A 19,294-nucleotide genomic window follows, 5' to 3' on the forward strand; every position below is an offset into this window, starting at 1 on the left:
CGATCAAGCGTATGCCCCAAAAGAACCGCACGGTGAAGGGCGTGCTCGGCGGTCTCGTCGGGCTCGTCGGATTGAGCGCCATCGCCGGTCTGCTGGTCACCGCCAGCGTCACCCCCGTCCTCGCGATGACCGGCGTCGCCGGCTCCACGGCGCTGACCATCTTCGATGAGCTGCCCGAGGTCCTCAAGGTCGACACCCCGATGGAGCAGTCGACCATCTACGCGACCAACCCCGAGGGCAAGCCGGTCGTGCTGGCGTCGTTCTACGAGCAGAACCGGGTCCCGGTCACCTACGAGCAGGTCGCCCCCGTCCTCTACGACGCGATCCTCTCCAGTGAGGACAAGAACTTCTACACCCACGGCGGCGTCAACCTCGGCGCGACCGTGAAGGCCCTCGTCGACAACGTGCGGGGCACGTCCAGCCGCGGCGCTTCGACGATCAGCCAGCAGTTCGTGAAGAACGTCCGCATCCAGCAGTGCGAGCAGAACGTCAACACGGCCTCCGAGACCTACGCGGACGAGCTGCAGCAGTGCTGGCAGGACGCCACCAACGCCTCCGGCGTCGACGGCATCGAGCGCAAGCTCCAGGAGATGCGCTACGCCATCCAGATCGAGAAGGACTACTCGAAGAACGACATCCTCCTCGGATACCTCAACATCGCGAACTTCGGCGGCACGGTCTACGGCATCGAGGCCGCCGCGCGGTACTACTTCTCCACGACCGCCGCGAAGCTCACCGTCGGCCAGGCGGCGACGCTCGCCGGCATCGTGCAGAACCCGAACACATACCGCATCGACAAGCCCGGCGGCACCTACACGACCGACGACGGCGTCGCGCACAACTCCGCCGAGGACGGGTACAAGGACGCCAAGGACCGCCGCGACTACGTTCTCGGCCGTATGCTCACGGACGGCAAGATCACCCAGGCGCAGCACGACGAGGCGAAGGCCGCCGCGATCACTCCCGCCATCAAGGTCCCGACCCAGGGCTGTGCCGCCGCCGGACGCAACGCCTACTTCTGCCAGTACGTGAAGTCGATCGTCGAGAACGACGAGGCGTTCGGTGCGGACATCCAGGAGCGTCGCGACCTGCTGCGCCGCGGTGGTCTGAAGATCTACACCACCCTCGACTTCCGCGTGCAGGACCCGGCGGCCGAGGAGATGGCCAACGTCGTCCCGGCGAACTTCGACAACAAGTACTTCGGTGCTGCCGGTGTCTCGATCGAGGTCGGCACGGGCCGCATTCTCTCGATCACGCAGAACACGAAGTTCTCGGAGACTCCGACCAGCGACCAGCAGTACTCATCGCTCGTCTTCGCCGGTGACCAGAAGTACGGCAACTCCGGCGGCTTCCAGGTGGGCTCGACCTACAAGCTCTTCACCCTCATCGACTGGCTCGAGAAGGGCCACTCCGTGCGGGAGAACCTGAACGGGACCGTGCAGACGAACCTGCAGATCCCGGTCTGCGGCAGCCCCCAGCCCACCGACACTGCAAAGATCGGCAACTTCGGCCGCAGCCGCGGCTATCCGGGGACGCCGATGACCTTCACGGCGCAGTCGCTCAACAGCGGCTACTTCGCGATGGCCGCCAAGCTCGACGTCTGCGACATCAACAAGGTCGCCGACAAGATGGGCGTCACGCTCGCCAGCGGCGAGAAGGTCACCGAGGAGAACGTGCCGTACGACGTGCTCGGGCCGAAGAACATCTCCCCCATCGCGATGGCCAACGCCTATGCGACGGTCGCCAGCGGCGGCACGTACTGCACGCCCCGGGCGATCGACAAGGTGATCGACCCCGAGGGCAAGGAGCGTCCGCTCCCCAAGGCCTCCTGCACCGAGGGCGTGCTCTCGAAGGAGGTCGCGGCGACCGCGGCCTATGCACTGCAGGGCGTCATGGCCGGCGGTGGCACCGGCGCGCGAGCCAACCCCTTCGACGGCACCCCGCTGATCGGCAAGACCGGTACGCACGACCTGTGGTCGACCATGATGATCGAGTCCAGCACCAAGGTCGCGACCGCGGTCTGGGCCGGCCGCTCGAACGGCAACCACGACAACGTGTTCAACGTCTGGACCGGCAGCCACCTCCTCAACGAGGTGCGGTACCCGCTGGCCCGCGCCGCGCAGCACGCCGCGAACCAGGCCTACGGTGGCGATCGGTTCCCGGAGCCGGACGGCAACCTCATCCGACAGATCCGTGTCGACGTGCCGGATGTCGTCGGGCAGACCGTCGAGGAAGCGACTGCGACTCTCGAGCGGGCCGGTTTCCAGGTCTCCGTGGGCGATCCGGTGGACAGCGACAAGGCGACGAACATCGTCGTCGAACAGAGCCCGTCCGGTCAGGCCGCTGCCGGGGCCACCATCACGATCTCGCCCAGCAACGGCAACGGCGCGACCGTCCCCGATGTGACAGGGCAGAGTCCGACCGAGGCCAACGCCGCGCTCGTCGCCGCCGGCTTCACGACGGTCGAACGAGAAGGCTCCTGTAACGCGGAAGACGCGACGGTGACGGCGACGACCCCGGCCGCGAACTCTGCGGCGACGAAGGCCACGCCGATCCGAGTGTCGTGCAAGTAGGCACGTCCCGCGCGGCGCACCCGGCCCTCATCGCGCTCGGCGCGGTGGGGGCCGTCGGTGCAGCCACCGCGATCTGGGGTATCGGCATCGAGCGGTACCTGTTCACGGTGCGGGAGGTCTCGGCGGAGGCACTTCCGGCGGGCGCGGCGCCGCTGCGCATCCTGCACCTCTCTGACGCGCATATGGCGCCCTGGCAGCACCGGAAGCAGGACTGGCTCGCGTCCCTGGCCGATCTGAAGCCCGACCTCATCGTCAACACGGGCGACAACCTCGGGCACGAGGAGGGCTTGCAGGGCATCCGCCGAGCGTTCGCCCCCTTCGCCGGAGTTCCCGGGGTGTTCGTGCACGGCTCCAACGACGTCAACGGCCCCTCCCCCCGGAATCCGCTGCGGTATTTCGCCGGACCATCGCAGAAGCACCGCGAGCCCACTCTGCTCGACACCGCCGCGATGGACCGCTACTTCACGGACGAGCTCGGCTGGGCCGACCTGAACAACACCGCGACGCGACTCACGGTGCGCGGCGAGGCGGTCGACCTGTTCGGCGTCGACGACGCCCATCGCGACTGGGAGCGCCTCGACGTGCTGCCCGCGGCGCTCGAACAACTCGGGTCGCGGTCGGACGCCACTCCCGTGCTCGGCGTCACGCATGCGCCGTATCAACGCGTGCTCAACGGCTTCGTCGACCTCGGCGCGGACGCCATCCTCGGCGGCCACACTCACGGCGGACAGGTCTGTCTCCCCGGTTTCGGCGCCATCGTGGCCAACTGCGACATCCCCCTGAAGCAGGCCAAGGGACTCAGTACCTGGACGCATGGCGACCGTTCGGTGCCTCTGAACGTCAGCGCAGGCTGCGGGCACTCCATCTACGCGCCCGTCCGCTTCGCGTGCCGCCCCGAGGCGACACTGCTCACGCTGACCCCCCACGCTTGACCCCGCGAACGGTTCCGCCACGCGGGTGGAGTGCTCGATTCGGTGCTGGAGGCATTTCGCTGTAGACTCGGAGGGTTGCAAAACGGGGTGTGGCGCAGCTTGGTAGCGCGCTTCGTTCGGGACGAAGAGGTCGCAGGTTCAAATCCTGTCACCCCGACCAGTGACACGAGAAGGCCGCCCGCAGGGGCGGCCTTCTCTGTATCGGGATGTCGTGCGAGAGGGGAACGCATGGGGAGGCTCCTGCCACCGCCGCGGCGTTCGACGCGCGTGTGGGCCGTCGCCCTCGGGCTCCCCTTCCTCTTCGGCGTCGCCCTCCTCACGCTCACGCCCGCGCGCGTGGAGCAGACGATGCCCAACCTGCTCGACCTCCTCCTTCGCGCGATTCAGCGGCTCGGCTGGACGAGCCTGGACTTCACGCGACTCGAGGTTCTGGCGAACGTCGCCGTCTTCATCCCGGTCGGGGTGCTCGCGTTCCTGCTCGTGCCCCGGCGCGCGTGGCTGCTATCGCTGCTCGTGGGTCCGGCCCTTTCGCTGGGGATCGAGACGGCGCAGTACCTGGCCCTCCCCCACCGCGCCGCGACCGTGAGCGACGTGCTGGCCAACGCCACCGGGGCGAGCATCGGCGTCGTCCTCGCGATATTCTGCACGCTGCTCGCCGCCACACCGTCCTCCCGGCCGCGAACACCTACAGTGGAGGCATAATGACATCGCCCTCTCTCATCGCCTTCGACCTCGATGACACCCTTGCCCCTTCCAAGGGCACGATCGACCCGCAGATCGCCGCGCTCCTGGGTGAGCTGCTGCGTTCCGTCGATGTCGCGATCATCTCCGGGGGCAACGAGGCGCAGTTCCGCACGCAGGTGGTGGCGCAGCTCGCCGACGCCGACCCGGCGGCCCTCGCCCGACTGCATCTGCTCCCGACGTGCGGCACGCGATACCTGCGGCATGACGGCAGCGATTTCGTCGCGGTGTACGCCCATGACCTGAGCGACGAGGAGAAGACCGCCGCCCTCACCGCGCTGCGCGAGGAGGCGGAGCGTCTCGGGCTCTGGGAGGCCGAGCCCTGGGGCGAGATCCTCGAGGACCGCGGCTCGCAGATCACGTTCTCCGCGCTCGGCCAGCAGGCCCCACGCGACGCGAAGCATGCGTGGGATCCGACGGGTTCGAAGCGCGGCGCGCTGCGCGATGCCGTCGCCGCGCGGCTCCCGGGCCTCGAGGTGCGCTCGGGCGGCTCGACCTCGATCGACATCACCCGCGCCGGGATCGACAAGGCGTTCGGCATGCAGCAGCTCGCCACCCACACCGGCATCGATCTGACCGCGATGCTGTTCTACGGCGACCGTCTCGACGAGGGCGGCAACGACTACCCCGTCCTGGCCCTGGGTGTGCCGTCGGTGGCCGTCGAGGGTTGGGAGGACACGGCCGCGCGTCTGCGGGAGCTGCTGCCGGCCCTCTCCACCCGGGTCTGACGGGCACAGCCGCACGACCTCGGTCCGCCTGCACGACGGGAGGAGCGAATCCGTCGTGCAGGCGTGGTCTGGTCGTGCAGGTGGGTCAGTGCACCTCGACGCCGGCCGCGCGGGAGACGGGCACCAGACGAGTGAGCTGAGTCACGTGCCCGGGCTCGAGCTCCGCCAGGGACGCGACGCCCAGCAGCCGCATCGTGCGCTCGATCTCGCCGCGCAGGATGGCGATGGTGCGGTCGACGCCCTGGCGACCTCCCGCCATCAGGCCGTACAGGTACGCGCGCCCGATCAGCGTGAAGTCGGCACCGAGCGCGACGGCCGCCACGATATCGGCGCCGTTCATGATGCCGGTGTCGATCATGACCGTGAAGTCGTCGCCGACCGCCCGACGGACTTCGGGCAGGAGGTGGAACGGGATCGGGGCGCGGTCGAGCTGGCGGCCACCGTGGTTCGACAGCACGATGCCGTCCACGCCCGCGTCGCGCAGGCGCACGGAGTCCTCGACGTTCTGCACGCCCTTGATGACGATCTTGCCGGGCCAGATGTCGCGGATGACCGCGAGGTCGTCGTAGCTGATCGTCGGATCCATCGCCGCGTCGAGGAGCTCGCCGACGGTGCCGCCGGTCGTGCTCAGCGAAGCGAACTCGAGCTTCGGGGTGGTCAGGAAGTCGAACCACCACCAGGGCCGCGGGATGGCGTTGATGATCGTGCCGAGGGTGAGCTGCGGGGGGATGCTGAAGCCGTTGCGCTTGTCGCGGAGACGGGCGCCGGCGACCGGGGTGTCGACCGTGAACTGCAGGGTGTCGAAGCCGGCGGCGGCGGCGCGACGGGCGAGCTCGTACGAGATCTCGCGGTCGCGCATGACGTAGAGCTGGAACCAGTTCCGACCGGGCACGGGGCCCTGCGGCTCCCGGACCGTCGCCGCCTTGACGTCCTCGATCGAGGTGGTCCCGAGGGTGGACAGCGTGAACGGGATACCTGATGCGGCCGCGGCTCCGGCGCCCGCGACCTCACCCTCGGTCTGCATGAGCCGGGTGAAGCCGGTCGGCGCGATGCCGAACGGGAGCGCAGACGGACCGCCGAGGATGTCGACGGCCGTGTCGACGTCCGGCGCCGGCTTGAGGATGCCGGGGTGGAACTCCACGTCCTGGAACGCCTGGCGTGCCCGGCTCAGCGACAGCTCGCCCTCAGCGGCGCCGTCGGTGTAGTCGAAGGCGGCCTTGGGTGTGCGGCGCTTGGCGATCGTGCGCAGATCGTCGATGGTGAGCGCGGCGTCGAGGCGGCGCTTGCGCCCGTCGAGCTCGGGCTTCTTGAACTTCATGAGCTCCAACAGCTCGGCGGGGTTGGGGAGCTGGCGCTGGACCATGTTCTGCCTCTCAGTTCTGCGGGGTGATGGCGCGGGTGAGGCCCGCGGCGGTGTAGTAGCCGGTGATGTGGGCGCGCACCAGGCGCCGGGCGGTGTCGATCTCGCCCGCGTCGATCGCTGCGACGAGGGCACGGTGCTCGGACCGCAGGCGGTCGGCCATGCGGTCCCAGTCATCGACGGTCGCCGCGCCCGCGAGCACGTACGACTCGATGGCGGAGCGGAGTCCCGCCATCATCGCCGCGATGACCGTGTTGCCGCTGCCCTCCGCGAGGGAGAGGTGCAGCTGCGCGTCGAGGGCCAGGAACTCGGCCGGAGTGAGGGCGCCGTCGTCCATCGCGGTGAGCAGCTCGTGCGCCCGCACGGTGTCCCGCTGGGCGGCGCCTGCCATCGCCTCCACGACCGCATCCTCCAGGACCAGTCGCGTGCGGACGACGTCGTCGAGGGGGAAGCCCTGCGCGGCCACCTGGAGCCTCAGGAGCGCGGACATCCCGCCAGTGGGGGTGGCGATCACGATGGCGCCCGCCTGGGGGCCCGAGCCGGTGGCGGTGCGGATGAGTCCGAGCACCTCGAGCACGCGGAACGCCTCCCGGACGCTCGATCGTCCGACGCCGAGGTCGCTCGCGAGGTCCCGTTCGGACGGCAGCCGGTCCCCCGGGCCGAGACGACCGTCGAGCAGGTCACGCTCGATGTGCTCGAGCACGAGTCGCCATGCGCGCGCCGGCTGCTCCGTCATCTCGCCTCCTGTGGTCAGACCACAGGTTAGCGTGTGTGGTCAGACCACGCAACGCGGCGATGCTGCGCGCATGAGCCACCCCTTTTCGCGCGTCCCGGCCCGGTGCGTACGCACGCAGAGGGGTGGGGCGACCGGAAGGGGGTGGGTCAGCGGGTCAGCCGAGGCGGCCGCCGGACTCCTCCAGGTAGCAGGTGCCGCACAGCGACTCGTAGGTCGTGAGCTCGGGCGAGGCGGAGCCGTCGGCGCCCTCGTCGATCGCGACCTGGTCGCCGTCGAACACGAAGCGGCCGCCGACCACGCGGCCGTTGAACACCGCCTTGCGCCCGCAGCGGCAGATCGTCTTGAGCTCTTCCAGGGAGTGCGCGATGGCCAGAAGACGGGCGGAGCCGGGGAACGCGTGGGTGCGGAAGTCGTTGCGGATGCCGTAGGCCATCACCGGGATGCCGTCCTCCACCGCGATACGGAAAAGGTCGTCGATCTGTGTCGGCGTGAGGAACTGCGCCTCGTCGATGAGGAGACAGGCCACGTCGACCGGGCCCGTCGGGAGGAGCTCCTCCTCCGTGGACCGCCGCATGCGCTCGCGGTGGACCGCGAAGAGCGCGCGGGCGTCGTCGTCCGGACCGATGAGGAAGTCGACGGGGCGCGTCACCCCGAGGCGACTCTCGATCTCGCCGGCGCCCTTGGTGTCGATCGCGGGCTTGGCGAGCAGCACATGCTGGCCGCGTTCCTCGTAGTTGTACGCAGCCTGAAGCAGGGCAGTCGACTTGCCCGAGTTCATCGCGCCGTAGCGGAAGTAGAGCTTCGCCACGGTCCGGGGTCAGGCGTTGATGCCGAGGACGGCGGCGGTCGCGGTGGTCGACTCCTCCGCGAGCTCCGCGTCGCCGTTGAGCTTCCGGCCGAAGGTGGGGATGAGGTCGCGCAGCTGCGACTCCCAGCCCGGGTACTCGCCGGGGAAGCACTTCTTCAGCAGGTCGAGCATGATCGGCACCGCCGTCGAAGCCCCGGGGGATGCTCCGAGGAGACCGGCGATCGAGCCGTCGCCCGAGGCGACCACCTCGGTGCCGAACTGCAGCACGCCACCCTTCTTCGGGTCCTTCTTCATGACCTGGGCGCGCTGACCGGCGTCGATGAGCGTCCAGTCCTCGTCCTTGGCCGTCGGCATGAACGTGCGGAGGCTGTCGACCTTCTTGCGGTGGTTCTTCATCAGCTCGCTGATGAGGTACGTGATGAGGTCGGGGTTGGCGAAGGCGACCCGCAGCATCGGCCAGAGGTTGTGCGGCCGGACCTGCGTGACGATGTCGAGCATCGAGCCGTTCTTGAGGAACTTCGGGCTGAACGTCGCGAACGGCCCGAACATCAGCGACGCCTCGCCGTCGACGACACGCGTGTCGAGGTGCGGGACCGACATCGGCGGCGCGCCGACCGAGGCCTGCGAGTAGACCTTCGCCTTGTGCTGCGCGACGATCTTCGGGTTCGTCGTCTTGAGGAACTGGCCACCGATCGGGAAGACGCCGTAGCCCTTGATCTCAGGGATGCCGGAATTCTGCAGGAGCTTCAGCGCCCAGCCACCGGCGCCGACGAACACGAACTTGGCCTTGATCTCGTTCGGGGTGCGGCCGACCGTCGTGCGGTACTTGATGAGCCAGGTGCCGTCCTTCTGACGCTTGAGCGACTTGACCTCGTGGTTGGTGCGCACGGCGACGCCCGACTCACGCAGGTGATCGAACAGCTGGTGCGTGAGGGCACCGAAGTCGACGTCGGTGCCGGCGGGCACCCGGGTCGCCGCGAACGGCTCGCCCTTCCGCCGCTTCTGCATGAGGAGCGGCGCCCACTGATTGATGACGCGGGAGTCTTCGCTGTACTCGATGCCGGCGAACAGCGGCTGCTCCTTGAGCACCTCGTAACGCTTCTTGAGGTACGCCACATCCTTCTCGCCCCGCACGAACGTCATGTGCGGCGTCGCGTTGATGAAGGTCGACGGCTCGTCCAGCACGCCCTTCTCGACGAGAGAGGACCAGAACTGGCGGCTCTGCTGGAACTGCTCGTTGATCGAGATCGCCTTGGCGGGGTCGAGCGGAGCGTCGCCCTGCTGCGGCATGTAGTTCAGCTCACACAGCGCGGCGTGCCCGGTCCCGGCGTTGTTCCAGGGGTTGGAGCTCTCCTGCGCTACGTCCGACAGCCGCTCGAAGGCGACGATCTTCCAGTCCGGCTGCAGCTCGTGCAGCAGGGTACCCAGGGTGGCGCTCATGATGCCACCGCCGATCAGGACGACATCGACGTTTTCAGTCACCCGAACAGTCTAGTTCGCGGCCAGGACACCGCAGACCATGCGGCCCTCAGGAGACCGGAGCGAGTCGCTCCGCGAGGACCTCGGCGATCTGCACCGCGTTCAGCGCCGCTCCCTTGCGGAGGTTGTCGTTGCTGATGAAGAGCACGAGCCCCTTGCCCTCCGGAGCCGACTGGTCGGCACGGATGCGACCCACGAAGCTCGGGTCCTTGCCCGCGGCCTGCAGTGGGGTCGGCACCTCGTCGAGCACGACGCCGGGCGCCGCGCTCAGCACCTCCGTGGCGCGCTCCGGAGTCAGGTCGCGGGAGAACTCGGCGTGGATCGACAGCGAGTGACCCGTGAACACCGGCACGCGGACGCAGGTGCCGGCGACGCGCAGGTCGGGCAGCTCCAGGATCTTCCGGCTCTCGTTGCGGAGCTTCTTCTCCTCGTCGGTCTCGTTGTCTCCGTCGTCCACGAGGTTGCCCGCGAGCGGGATCACGTCGAAGGCGATCGGCGCGACGTACTTCTCGGGCTCGGGGAAGTCGACCGCGGAGCCGTCGTGCACGAGGCGAAGGGTGTCGCCCTGCGCGAGCACGCCCTCGACCTGGCCGAGCAGCTCCTGCGCGCCCGCGAGTCCGGAGCCGGACACCGCCTGGTAGGTCGACACGATCAGGCGCTCCAGGCCGGCCTCGGCGTCGAGGACCTTCAGCACCGGCATCGCCGCCATCGTGGTGCAGTTCGGGTTCGCGATGATGCCCTTGGGCCGGTCGTCGATCGCGTGCGGGTTGACCTCGCTGACCACGAGGGGGACCTCGGGATCCATGCGCCAGGCGCTCGAGTTGTCCACGACCACGGCGCCGGCCTCGGCGAAGCGGGGGGCGTAGGCGCGGCTGGCAGTGGCACCGGCGGAGAACAGGGCGATGTCGATACCGGACGGGTCGGCGGCCTCGACATCCTCGACGATGACCGTCTGTCCGCCGAACTCGATCGACGTTCCCGCGGAACGCGCCGAGGAGAACAGCCGCAGCTCGCGGATCGGGAACGAACGCTCCGCGAGAATCTCGCGCATCACGGTGCCCACCTGGCCGGTGGCGCCGACGATGGCGACGGAGAGTCCTGATTCGGAGATGCGGGTCATGATGTTCCTTGGCTTCGTGCGGTACGGCGTACGAGGCTTCGGGCGCGGCGTCGGGATGCTGATGCTGCGCCTGGCGCCGGTGTCAGGGTTTCCGCGAGTCTATCGCGCTGCGACCACCCCGAAGCCCGTCGGTTTCACGAAGGCAGGCGCCCCCGGCGAATCAGGCGAACGCGGGACAACAGGCACGCGTGCACAGGGCGGCTTGAACCCGCGCGAACGCCTGTGCTGGCGTAGCGCGCTGGCGTGGGGGTCAGCGACCGGTGCCGGCGTGGACCGTGGCCTCCGCGTCGCCGTCGAGACCATAGGCGGTGTGCACGGTGCGGGCGGCCTCGGTGAGGTCGGTGTCGCGGAGCACGACCGAGATGCGGATCTCCGACGTGGAGATCATCTCGATGTTGATGCCGCCGGCGGACAGCGCCTCGAACAGGGTCGCCGAGACACCGGAATGCGTGCGCATCCCCGCGCCGACCACGGACAGCTTGCCGATCTGGTCGTCGTGGATGAGGTTCTGGAAGCCGACCTCGGTCTGCTCGCCGGCGAGCGCCTTGAGCGCGGCAGCGGCGTCGGCCTTCGGGACCGTGAAGGAGATGTCCGTGCGCCCGGTGGCCGAGACGTTCTGCACGATCATGTCGACGTTGGCGCCGGACTTCGCGACGATCTTGAAGATCTCGGCGGCCTTGCCCGGGACGTCGGGCACCCCGGCGACGGTGATCTTGGCCTGGCTGAAGTCGGTGGCGACGCCGGCGACGATCGGTTCTTCCATGACTGCTCCCTCGGCTTCGCGAGGGTTCTTCATGCCCTCGCCCAGAACGTATGTACCCTCGGCCGACGAGAACGTCGACCGGGCGTGGATGAGGACGCCGTGCCGGCGGGCGTACTCCACGGCACGGATGTACAGGACCTTGGCGCCGTTGGCGGCGAGCTCCAGCATCTCCTCGCTGGAGACGTGGTCGAGCTTCTGCGCCTTCGGGATCACGCGCGGGTCGGCGGTGAAGATGCCGTCCACATCGCTGTAGATCTCGCAGACGTCGGCCGATAGCGCGGCCGCCAGCGCGACGGCCGTCGTGTCCGACCCGCCCCGGCCGAGCGTGGTGATGTCGCGGGTGTCGCGGTTGAACCCCTGGAAGCCGGCGACGATGACGATCGCGCCCTCGTCGAGCGCTTCGCGGAGCCGCACGGGTGTGACGTCGACGATGCGCGCCGCCCCGTGCTGCGAGTCGGTGATCATGCCGGCCTGGCTGCCGGTGAACGACCGCGCCTCGAAGCCCATGGAGTGGATCGCCATCGCCAGCAGCGCCATCGAGATCCGCTCGCCGCTGGAGAGGAGCATGTCGAGCTCGCGCGGGGCGGGGATCGGCGCGACCTCGTTCGCGAGGTCCAGCAGCTCATCGGTCGTGTCGCCCATGGCGCTCACGGCGACGACGACGTCGTGACCGGCGCGACGGGTGTCGACGATGCGCTTGGCGACGCGCTTGATGCTCTCTGCGTCGGCGACGGACGAGCCGCCGTACTTCTGCACGATGAGGGCCACGTTCACTCCCTGGGATGTCGGGCGGATCCGCCCACGGTCATTCTACGATCGGCGCGCATGCCGCCCCGCGCATGTGACGACTCAGGCGGGGGCGGGCGGGACGGGCGTCATCGGGCGCAGCCGCCCTCCGGTGGCGGCGAACCAGCACCCGATGATGATCAGCGGGAATCCCAGGAGGAGACCAGGGGTGAGGGGTTCGGCGAGCACGATCGCGCCCAGGACGATCGCCACGACCGGGTTCACGTAGGTGAACAGCGGTGCCCTGACCGGTCCGACCTCGCGGATCAGCGCGAAGAAGGCCAGGAACGCCAATGCCGTGCAGATGACGGCGAGAGCGAGCAGCGCCCCGATCGACGGGAGCGTCGGCACTTCGTGCTGTGTGAGCAGACCGATCGGGAGATAGAAGATGCCGATCATCAGCAGGGACAGCGTGATCGTGCCGAGCGAGGGCACGTCGTTCAGCTTGCGCGCCACGATGAACGGCGCGATCGCGTACAGCACCGCGACGAGCAGCACCTCCCCGGCCGCGAGCAGGCTCACCTCTCCCCCGAAGAGCCCCGGCCCCGCCACGACGATGGCCACACCGATGAAGCCGACCAGAAGACCGATGCCGCGGGCGGGACGCAGCACGCCCCGGTCGCCGCCGCCCAGCGCGATGAGGGCGGCGAACAGCGGCACCGTGGCCACGAGGAGTCCGGTCATGCCGGAGGGCAGCGTCATCTCGGCATGCCCGAGGAGGAGGAACGGTCCGGCCATCTCCACAGCCCCGAAGGCCAGCACCCACGGCCAGTGCCGCAGCGCCGCACGGAGGGCGCCGCTGCGCAGGGCGAACGGCAGCAGGAGGAGCGCGGCGATCAGCGTCCGTCCGGCGACGATCGCCGGCGGGGAGATCGAATCCACCGCCACGCTGATGAAGAGGTAGGGCACGCCCCAGAGCAGGGCCATGACCCCGAAGAGCAGCCAGCCCCGGCGGGAGAAGCCGGACTGCGGGGTCACAGCACGCGCCGGCCCTCGAAGGCCCGGCCGAGCGTCACCTCGTCCGCGTACTCGAGGTCGCCGCCGACCGGGAGGCCCGAGGCGAGCCGCGAGACCGTGATCTGCATCGTCGTCAGGAGCCGGCTCAGGTAGCTCGCCGTCGCCTCCCCCTCCAGGTTGGGGTTCGTGGCGATGATGACCTCCTGCACGGTGCCGTCGGCGAGCCGCGTCATGAGCTGGGCGATCCGGAGGTCGTCCGGCCCGATGCCCGCGATGGGGCTGATCGCGCCGCCGAGCACGTGGTACAGGCCGCGGAACTCCCGCGTGCGCTCGATCGCCGCGACGTCCTTCGCGTCCTCGACCACGCAGATCAGCGCCTGGTTGCGGCGGGGGTCGCGACAGATCGCGCAGCGTTCCTGCTCCGCGACGTTGCCGCAGATCTCGCAGAAGCGCACCCGGATGCGGATCTCGGTCAGCAGCTCGGCGAGACGGGCGACGTCGAACGTCGGCGTCTGCAGGATGTGGAACGCGATGCGCTGCGCCGACTTCGGGCCGATGCCGGGAAGGCGGCCGAACTCGTCGATCAGCTCTTGGACGATGCCGTCGTACATCAGGAGAACCTCGTGGGGGGCTCGTAGGGCTCTTCGCGAAGGAACGTCGCGCCGAGCACCTGGCGGATCACGGCCTCTCCGTAGCGCTGCACGCCGCCGGCGGCGGGGGTGCGCTCGACGACGACCGGTGGAGCGGCCGCGGGGGTCGTATGGGCGGCCGCCTGCGGGGCCGCCGCCGGAGTCGCACGTGGGGAGGGAGGGCGGTCGTACGGAGCCGGGGGCTCGTAGGCCGGATCGTACGGCGGCTCCTCGTCGAACGCGGGAGCGTCGTCGTCGCCGGGCAGCGGCGGCTCATCGCGATCGATCCTGCCGTCGGTCGGCGGGGTCGGGGCGGCGGAGGCGGCCTCGACCTCCTCCGGCTCCTCGTCGACGGCGAGGGGCGCGGCGGGCGCGGCGGCCGCTGTCGTCGGGATGGGTGCGACCGCCCACTCCGTCACGGGGGCGGCGGCGGCGCGGGTCTGCGGGCGGGAGGGACGCGCTGACGCAGGCTCCGATGCGGAAGGGGTGTCGGCCGGGGCGCCGGACGCCGAGGAGGCGGGCTGCCGCGGCGCACCGCCGGACGGCATCGGGGCCGGCAGGTACTTGACCCGCACCCCGACCTCCTGCTCGATGGCCGTGCGGAGGTGGTCGGACGGTCCGGAGCCCGGCGTGGTCCCCTTGAACTTCGCGACGTCGTGCTGACTCGTGAATCCGAGGGTCAGCACCTCGGACTCGCCGTCGTAGGCCAGCGGCTGCACGGCGGTGGCGAGCAGCCAGGACGTGCGGCTGATGCCTTCGAGGCGCTTCAGCACGGCGGGCCAGGCGTCGCTGACACGGTCGAACGTGACGGGGGCGGACGGCGCGGCAGACGACTTTGGGGCCGGCGCGGGCGCAGGTTCCGGGGAGGGCTCGGGCTCTGCGGCCGGCGCAGGAGCGGACGGGGCCGGTGCGGGAGCGGACGGGGCCGGTGCGGGAGCGGACGGGGCCGGTGCGGACGAGGTCGCTGCCGATGCCGTGGGCGTCGCCGTCTCGGGCTCGCGCGGGACAGCCGCCGAGGGCGGGGCGGACACCGGCGGGATCACCGGCGGATGCGTCGTCGCCGGCGGGTGCAGCGCGCCCGTCGCCGAGGAGCCGGACAGGGCCGAGCCACCAGGAGCAGCAGCGAGCACACGGGCGACCATGAGCTCGAGGTGGAGTCGCGGTGACGTGGCGCCGGACATGTCGTCGAGCGCCGCGCTGACCACGTCGGCCGTGCGGGAGAGCCGCGCGGCGCCGAAGGACTCGGCCTGGCGGCGCATCCGGTCGAGCTCGTCCTCGGCGATGCCGCGGAGCACGGCGGAGGCGCCGGAGCCGACGGCGGCGATGACGATGAGGTCGCGCAGGCGCTCCAGGAGGTCGTCGACGAAGCGCCGCGGGTCCTGTCCGGTCTGCACCACGCGGTCGATGGCCGGGAAGGCGGTCGCGGCGTCGCCCGCGGCCAGCGCATCGACGATCTCGTCGAGGAGCGCCCCGTGGGTGTACCCGAGCAGCGCCACCGCCCGCGCGTAGCCGACCGTGACGGTCTCGGAGCCGGCCGGGGCATCCGATCCCGCGATCAGCTGATCCAGCAGCGACAGCGTGTCGCGGGGAGAGCCTCCCCCGGCGCGGACGACCAGCGGCAGGACACCCTGTTCGACGATGACGCCCTCTTCCGCACACAGCTTCTCGACGTACTCGAGCATCGCGGCGGGCGGGACCAGTCGGAACGGATAGTGGTGGGTGCGCGAGCGGATCGTGCCCAGCACCTTCTCGGGCTCCGTCGTGGCGAAGATGAACTTGACGTGCGGCGGGGGCTCCTCCACCAGCTTCAGCAGCGCGTTGAAGCCCTGCGGGGTGACCATGTGTGCCTCGTCGAGGATGAAGATCTTGAAGCGGTCACGGCTCGGGGCGAAGGTCGCCCGCTCGCGGAGGTCGCGGGCGTCGTCGACGCCGTTGTGGCTCGCCGCGTCGATCTCGACGACGTCGAGCGATCCCCCGCCCGCCCGGGACAGCTCGACGCAGCTCGGGCACGTCCCGCAGGGGGTGTCGGTCGGCCCCTCCGCGCAGTTGAGGCACCGCGCGAGGATGCGCGCCGAGGTGGTCTTGCCGCAGCCGCGAGGACCGGAGAACAGATAGGCGTGACCCACACGGTCGCCGCGCAGCGCGGTCATGAGCGGATCGGTCACCTGAGACTGCCCGATCATCTCGCCGAACGTCTCGGGTCGGTAGCGGCGGTAGAGGGCTGTGGTCACCCCTCCAGCCTACGGCGTGCCACCGACGTTGCTCCCCTCTCACTCGACCCGGCCCCTTTCACGCGAGCCACCCCCTTGCGGACGTCCGCAAAGGGGTGGGGCACACGCAAAGGGGTGGGTCGGCGGTCAGTCGATCGTCTCGATGACGGGGATCGCGCTCGTGATCACCGGAACCGAGGCGGAGAGCCGCGTACCGTCGTCGCGGCGGGCGTCGGCGAACTCCTGCAGGGTCGGGCGTCCGGGGATCACGGGTCCCTGGTTCGCGAGCGGGACGATCACCTCGTCCTCCAGGGTCGCGATGTACGCGTTGTCCCGCACGCTGAACGGCACCGGAGGTCCGCTGCGCACCTCGACGCGCAGCTCGTGCCGCGTGACGGTCACCTGCATCGCGGTCCCCTGCCACTGCAGCGGGAACGACAGCGACGGCCAGGACTCGGGGAGCCGCGGGTCGAAGCTGAGGTCGCCGCCGTAGTCGCGCATGCCGCCGAAGCCGCAGACGAGGGCCGTCCACACACCGCCGGCCGAGGCGACGTGCACGCCGTCGGCCGCGTTGTGGTGCAGGTCGTGCAGATCGACGAACAGCGACTGCTCGAAGTACTTCTGCGCGAGGTCCTGATAGCCCACCTCGGCCGCGAGGATCGACTGCACGACCGCCGAGAGGGTCGAGTCGCCCGTCGTCAGCGGGTCGTAGTAGTCGAAGTCGGCCTTCTTCTCCTCGGGCGAGAAGTGGTTGCCCTGGAGGAACAGCGCCAGCACGACGTCGGCCTGCTTGAGCACCTGGAAGCGGTAGATCACGAGCGGGTGGAAGTGCAGCAGCAGCGGGCGCTGGTCGGCAGGGGTGTTCGCGAGGTCCCAGACCTCCCGCTCCAGGAACAGCGAATCCTGCGGGTGGATGCCGAGGCTCTCGCTGTACGGGATGTACATCGCCTCCGCGGCCCGCTCCCAGGACTCCGCCTCACCGGAGCCGAGGCCCGTGCGCTCGACGAGGGCCGCGTAGTCCTCGGGGTAGCTGTCGCGGATCTCCCGCACGACCTTGGCCGCGTACCGGAGGTTGTATCGCGCCATGACGTTCGTGTACAGGTTGTCGTTCACGACGGTCGTGTACTCGTCCGGGCCGGTGACGCCGTGGATGTGGAACGTCTGGAGGCCGTCACCGGCGCCGGACTGCTCGACGAGCCGCGACCCCCGCCAGAAACCGAGGGTGGCCCAGAGCCGCGCGGTCTCGATCGCAACGTCTGCACCCTCGCGGCGCAGGAAGGCCTCGTCCCCGGTCGCCCGCACGTACTTGCCCAGCGCGAAGCTGATGTCCGCGTTGATGTGGTACTGCGCGGTGCCGGCGGCGTAGTACGCCGACGCCTCCTCGCCGTTGATCGTGCGCCACGGGAACAGCGCTCCGGCCTCGTTGAGCTGGGCGGCCCGGCGGCGCGCCGCGGGGAGCATCTTCACCCTGGCTCGCAGCGCGTTGTAGGCCCACCGCGGCGTCGTGTAGGTGAGGAACGGGAGCACGTAGATCTCGGTGTCCCAGAAGTAGTGGCCGCTGTAGCCGGAGCCGGTCAGCCCCTTCGCGGGGACACCGGCGCCGTCCGCCCTGGCCGAGGCCTGCGCGAGCTGGAACAGGCACCACCGGGTGGCCTGCTGCAGGTCGTCGCGCCCGCCGATCTGCACGTCGCTGCGCTCCCAGAACGCGTCGAGCCACTCGCGCTGACGACGGAACACCGTCTCCACGCCCTCGTCCGCTGCCCGGTCGAGCGAGCGACGGCAGCGGTCGACGAGCTCCCGCGGGGGCACCCCGCGGGACGAGTGGTAGCTGACGAGCTTGGTGATCGTGATGGGGACGCCGGCCTTCGCCTGGACGCGGAAGACGTTCTTGGCGATGTCCGGCTCGATGAGCGTGCGGACGTTGTAGTCGTTCTCCGTCTCGATGATGTGATCGGCGACGACGGCGACGGTCATCCCGGAGGCGGCGACCCGATACGACAGCGCGGAGCGCAGCCCGTCCTGCCAGTGCTCCGCCGGCTCCAGCACGCGGTCCGCGATGCGCTCGGCCTTGCGCGGGTCGAAGGCGGCGCCCTTGGTCGTCATCGGGGAGCCGGCGTAGACGCCCGCCCCGTCCTGACGGTTGAGCAGCTGGCAGCTGATCGTGACCGGGGCGTTGGCGTTCTCGACGACGACCTCGAGCCGCAGCACGGCGAGGTGGCGCTCCTCGAAGCTCACGAGACGCTGATCCCGCATGCGCACCCGCTTGCCGGACGGGGTCTCCCAGACCACGCGCCGTTCCAGCACGCCCGTGCGCATGTCGAGCGTGCGGGCGTACTCGCGCACGTCCGCGTCGTCGAGGGAGATCGGCTCGTCGTCGACGTAGAGGCGCATCACCTTGGCGTCGGGGGCGTTGACGATCGTCTGGCCGACCTCGGCGAAGCCGTAGGCCTGCTCGGCGTGCCGGATCGGCCACGTCTCGTGCAGGCCGTTGATGAAGGTGCCGTGCTCCTGCGCGCCGCGCCCCTCGATGTGGTTGCCCCGGAGCCCGAGGTAGCCGTTGCCGACCGAGAACAGCGTCTCGCCGACACCCTCCTCCGAGTAGCGCGTCTCGATGAGACGCCACGGGTCGACGGGGAAGCGGTCGCGGTCGATCATGCGGTCTCCGGGGTGTCGGTGCGGGCGGCGGGAAGCAGGACGCCGAGGTCGTCGACGACGTGGGTCGCGCCGGCGGCGCGGAGTGCGTCGGCGCCGGCGCCGCGGTCGACGCCGATGACGACGGCGTAGCCGGCGGCGGCGGCCGATGCGGCACCGGAGGTGGCGTCCTCGACGGCGATGCTGCGGGCCGGGTCGACGCCGAGGGCCGTGGCGCCGGCGGCGAACATGTCGGCCGCGGGCTTGGAGGCGAGGTGCTCGCGCTCGGCGACGACGCCGTCGATCACGACGCGGAAGAAGGACCGGATGCCGGCGGCCGCCAGCACCTCTTCGGCGTTCTTGGAGCTGGAGACGACGCCGAGCGGGATCCCCGCGGCGTGCAGCGCCTCGACGACGGCGAGGGAGCCGGGGAACGGAGCGATGCCCTGGCTGCGGAGGGACGCCGCGAACGCGGCGTTCTTGCGGTTGCCGATCCCGCAGATGGTCTCGGCGGACGGGTCGTCGTCCACCGAACCCCAGGGCACCTCGACGTTGCGGCTGCGCAGCAGGCTCGCGACGCCGTCGTAGCGCTTCTTGCCGTCGACGTAGGCGAAGTAGTCCTCGTCGGTGTACGGCGGCGTGATGTCCCAGCGGGCGAAGACGTCATCGAAGACCGCCTTCCAGGCGCGCATGTGCACCTCGGCGGTCGGCGTGAGGACGCCGTCGAGGTCGAACAGCACACCGTCGGCGTGGAACAGGTCGGGCAGCGCGTCTGGCACAGAGCCTCCAGGAGAAGGACGAGGGTCGGGTCGGCACCTCTCCGTGCCACTGTGCAAGCGTA

15 protein-coding genes and 1 tRNA gene are annotated in these 19,294 nt (G+C 70.1%); 5 read left to right on the forward strand and 11 right to left on the reverse strand.

Annotated elements, in window-relative coordinates:
• The first annotated feature begins 11 nt into the window (after positions 1-11).
• From C6C15_RS12750 to C6C15_RS12770, 5 genes are all read left to right on the forward strand, one after another.
• Positions 12-2,573: a transglycosylase domain-containing protein gene (locus tag C6C15_RS12750; RefSeq protein ID WP_234024148.1), complete on the forward strand. Its 2,562-nt coding sequence runs from the start codon at positions 12-14 to the stop codon at positions 2,571-2,573.
• The gene (locus C6C15_RS12755) at positions 2,564-3,505 is read left to right on the forward strand and encodes a metallophosphoesterase (RefSeq protein WP_060921876.1); all 942 of its coding nucleotides are present in this window, start codon (positions 2,564-2,566) and stop codon (positions 3,503-3,505) included. Before C6C15_RS12750 ends, C6C15_RS12755 begins: the two co-directional genes overlap by 10 nt.
• 83 nt (positions 3,506-3,588) lie before the next feature.
• A tRNA-Pro gene (locus tag C6C15_RS12760) sits at positions 3,589-3,665 on the forward strand.
• A gap of 68 nt (positions 3,666-3,733) precedes the next feature.
• Complete coding sequence (locus tag C6C15_RS12765; RefSeq protein WP_105950281.1) at positions 3,734-4,207, forward strand: VanZ family protein; 474 nt, start codon at positions 3,734-3,736, stop codon at positions 4,205-4,207.
• On the forward strand, positions 4,207-4,974 hold the full coding sequence (locus C6C15_RS12770) for an HAD-IIB family hydrolase (protein WP_105950282.1): 768 nt from the start codon (positions 4,207-4,209) through the stop codon (positions 4,972-4,974). The genes C6C15_RS12765 and C6C15_RS12770 overlap by 1 nt, the downstream gene beginning before the upstream one ends.
• Before the next feature lie 85 nt (positions 4,975-5,059).
• On the opposite strand, the gene C6C15_RS12775 is transcribed toward C6C15_RS12770, so the two are convergent.
• The 11 genes from C6C15_RS12775 to C6C15_RS12825 all read right to left on the reverse strand — a co-directional run bounded on the left by C6C15_RS12775 (position 5,060) and on the right by C6C15_RS12825 (position 19,232).
• Positions 5,060-6,337 (reverse strand): alpha-hydroxy acid oxidase, encoded by a 1,278-nt coding sequence (locus C6C15_RS12775; protein WP_105950283.1) that lies wholly within the window; start codon positions 6,335-6,337, stop codon positions 5,060-5,062.
• Positions 6,338-6,347: 10 nt separating this feature from the next.
• Positions 6,348-7,070: a FadR/GntR family transcriptional regulator gene (locus C6C15_RS12780; protein WP_060921880.1), complete on the reverse strand. Its 723-nt coding sequence runs from the start codon at positions 7,068-7,070 to the stop codon at positions 6,348-6,350.
• A 154-nt stretch (positions 7,071-7,224) separates the two neighbouring features.
• Positions 7,225-7,878: a thymidine kinase gene (locus tag C6C15_RS12785; RefSeq protein ID WP_060921881.1), complete on the reverse strand. Its 654-nt coding sequence runs from the start codon at positions 7,876-7,878 to the stop codon at positions 7,225-7,227.
• Between the two features lie 9 nt (positions 7,879-7,887).
• Complete coding sequence (locus C6C15_RS12790; RefSeq protein WP_060921882.1) at positions 7,888-9,360, reverse strand: malate:quinone oxidoreductase; 1,473 nt, start codon at positions 9,358-9,360, stop codon at positions 7,888-7,890.
• Between the two features lie 46 nt (positions 9,361-9,406).
• Positions 9,407-10,477, reverse strand: a complete 1,071-nt coding sequence (locus tag C6C15_RS12795; protein WP_105950284.1) for an aspartate-semialdehyde dehydrogenase — start codon at positions 10,475-10,477, stop codon at positions 9,407-9,409.
• A 250-nt stretch (positions 10,478-10,727) separates the two neighbouring features.
• Positions 10,728-12,008 (reverse strand): aspartate kinase, encoded by a 1,281-nt coding sequence (locus C6C15_RS12800; protein ID WP_025104257.1) that lies wholly within the window; start codon positions 12,006-12,008, stop codon positions 10,728-10,730.
• An 81-nt stretch (positions 12,009-12,089) separates the two neighbouring features.
• Positions 12,090-13,004, reverse strand: a complete 915-nt coding sequence (locus C6C15_RS12805) for a DMT family transporter (RefSeq protein ID WP_060921884.1) — start codon at positions 13,002-13,004, stop codon at positions 12,090-12,092.
• On the reverse strand, positions 13,001-13,594 hold the full coding sequence (gene recR / locus C6C15_RS12810; RefSeq protein ID WP_025104255.1) for a recombination mediator RecR: 594 nt from the start codon (positions 13,592-13,594) through the stop codon (positions 13,001-13,003). The genes C6C15_RS12805 and recR overlap by 4 nt, the downstream gene beginning before the upstream one ends.
• On the reverse strand, positions 13,594-15,843 hold the full coding sequence (locus C6C15_RS12815) for a DNA polymerase III subunit gamma and tau (protein ID WP_105950285.1): 2,250 nt from the start codon (positions 15,841-15,843) through the stop codon (positions 13,594-13,596). Before C6C15_RS12815 ends, recR begins: the two co-directional genes overlap by 1 nt.
• Before the next feature lie 126 nt (positions 15,844-15,969).
• Positions 15,970-18,477: a glycoside hydrolase family 65 protein gene (locus C6C15_RS12820; protein WP_060923292.1), complete on the reverse strand. Its 2,508-nt coding sequence runs from the start codon at positions 18,475-18,477 to the stop codon at positions 15,970-15,972.
• The gene (locus C6C15_RS12825; RefSeq protein ID WP_025104252.1) at positions 18,474-19,232 is read right to left on the reverse strand and encodes a beta-phosphoglucomutase family hydrolase; all 759 of its coding nucleotides are present in this window, start codon (positions 19,230-19,232) and stop codon (positions 18,474-18,476) included. The genes C6C15_RS12820 and C6C15_RS12825 overlap by 4 nt, the downstream gene beginning before the upstream one ends.
• Positions 19,233-19,294: the final 62 nt, after the last annotated feature.

The organism is Microbacterium sp. str. 'China', assembly GCF_002993305.1.
GTDB lineage: Bacteria > Actinomycetota > Actinomycetes > Actinomycetales > Microbacteriaceae > Microbacterium > Microbacterium paraoxydans.

What these genes read in the sequence shown, in the direction of transcription:
- C6C15_RS12820 (WP_060923292.1), bottom strand. Translation starts at nt 18,477, where the DNA reads ATGATCGACCGCGACCGCTTCCCCGTCGACCCGTGGCGTCTCATCGAG.
- C6C15_RS12770 (WP_105950282.1), top strand. Translation starts at nt 4,207, where the DNA reads ATGACATCGCCCTCTCTCATCGCCTTCGACCTCGATGACACCCTTGCC.
- C6C15_RS12780 (WP_060921880.1), bottom strand. Translation starts at nt 7,070, where the DNA reads ATGACGGAGCAGCCGGCGCGCGCATGGCGACTCGTGCTCGAGCACATC.
- C6C15_RS12750 (WP_234024148.1), top strand. Translation starts at nt 12, where the DNA reads ATGCCCCAAAAGAACCGCACGGTGAAGGGCGTGCTCGGCGGTCTCGTC.
- C6C15_RS12765 (WP_105950281.1), top strand. Translation starts at nt 3,734, where the DNA reads ATGGGGAGGCTCCTGCCACCGCCGCGGCGTTCGACGCGCGTGTGGGCC.
- C6C15_RS12775 (WP_105950283.1), bottom strand. Translation starts at nt 6,337, where the DNA reads ATGGTCCAGCGCCAGCTCCCCAACCCCGCCGAGCTGTTGGAGCTCATG.
- C6C15_RS12795 (WP_105950284.1), bottom strand. Translation starts at nt 10,477, where the DNA reads ATGACCCGCATCTCCGAATCAGGACTCTCCGTCGCCATCGTCGGCGCC.
- recR (WP_025104255.1), bottom strand. Translation starts at nt 13,594, where the DNA reads ATGTACGACGGCATCGTCCAAGAGCTGATCGACGAGTTCGGCCGCCTT.